Raw genomic sequence first — 1,315 nt, 5'->3', positions numbered from 1 at the left:
GGTGTCCCGTCCTGAATAAGGTTTACGCCTTCTGACCTATCTTCAGGAGGATTCAATGGATACGGGCAAAAGGCGCAGCCAGCGCGACTACACGTTAGCTTTTAAATTATCGGTCGTAGACCAAGTCGAAAAAGGCGAGTTAAGTTATAAAGAGGCTCAACGGCGCTTTGGCATTCAGGGCCGGTCCACGGTACTGGTTTGGTTACGCAAGCATGGCCGACAGGACTGGAGCCAAGGCGCATCAATTCGAGCGCCGCGGAGCAAGCCAATGACCGACCCCAACCTCCCGCTAACACCCGAACAGCGGATCAAAGAGCTTGAAGAGCAACTGGCACTGAGCAATCAGAAAGCCCAGTTCTTTGAGGCTGTCGTGAATGTCTTGAAAAATGACTACGGTGTTTCCATTGTAAAAAAGCGACCCGGCAAGTCCTCTCGCAAGGGCAAATCCAAGACCTGAGCATTACCAGGGCTTGCCTGTTCATGGGTATTTCGCGTCAAGCGTATTACAAACGCAATCGAGTTTTTGATGCCCGAGTCCGCCAGGACCAGGAAGTGGTGGACTTTGTTCTGGAAAAGCGTCGACGCCAACCCAGGCTAGGAACGCGCAAGCTGCATTACCTGATGAGCATTGAGGCTGGTGCGGCATTAAGTGTCGGCAGAGACCGCCTGTTTGCCATCTTGAGAGAGGCGCGAGCGCTCGTTCCACGCAAGCGGGCCTACCATAAAACCACTCATAGCCATCATCGTTTTCGCCGCCATCCAAACCTGCTCAAAGCAGGTCCGGAACAAGTCGTAGCCAGCAGGCCCGAACAGGTTTGGGTCGCAGACATTACCTATCTACCAACGCGGGAAAGTGTCGCCTACGTCAGCCTGATAACGGACGCGTACTCACGCAAGATCGTAGGTCATCATGTGCATGAAAGCCTGCATACGGAATCGGTGATCAAAGCGCTGCAGAAAGCGGTTAGCCAGCGAAGCTCCAAGGAGCCGCTTGTCCATCACTCAGACCGCGGCGCCCAATACTGCTCCGACTTATACCAGCGGATGCACATCAAGCACGGGATCAGGTGCTCAATGACCGACGGTTATGATTGTTATCAGAACGCGATGGCCGAGAGGATAAACGGGATTTTGAAAACTGAATTTTTGCTACATCGCCCCAAAGACTTGGCAGACGCAGTAAAGATGGTGGATGAGTCGGTGCGGATCTACAACGGGGAGCGACCGCATTTCTCCCTGAAATACAAAACGCCCGATGCGGTGCACCGGGCGTTTTGAGACTGAAATAGGTGTAAACCTATTTCAGGACTAGACA

1 protein-coding gene is annotated in these 1,315 nt (G+C 53.0%); it reads left to right on the top strand.

All coding sequences use genetic code 11. The features are described 5' to 3' along the window. The first annotated feature begins 55 nt into the window (after positions 1-55). Positions 56-1,278 (top strand): IS3 family transposase gene (locus tag C8K66_RS30480; protein WP_165933345.1). Its coding sequence is split into 2 segments (ribosomal slippage): positions 56-407 and positions 407-1,278, totalling 1,224 coding nucleotides; the frame shifts between segments, so codons are not numbered across the junction. Positions 1,279-1,315 lie beyond the last annotated feature (37 nt).

Origin of the sequence: Pseudomonas sp. GV105 (genome assembly GCF_003058185.1) — a bacterium.
In the GTDB taxonomy this organism is placed as follows: domain Bacteria; phylum Pseudomonadota; class Gammaproteobacteria; order Pseudomonadales; family Pseudomonadaceae; genus Aquipseudomonas; species Aquipseudomonas veronii.
The sequence above is the reverse complement of the archived record's forward strand: the minus strand, read 5'-3'. Positions and strand labels throughout refer to the sequence as shown.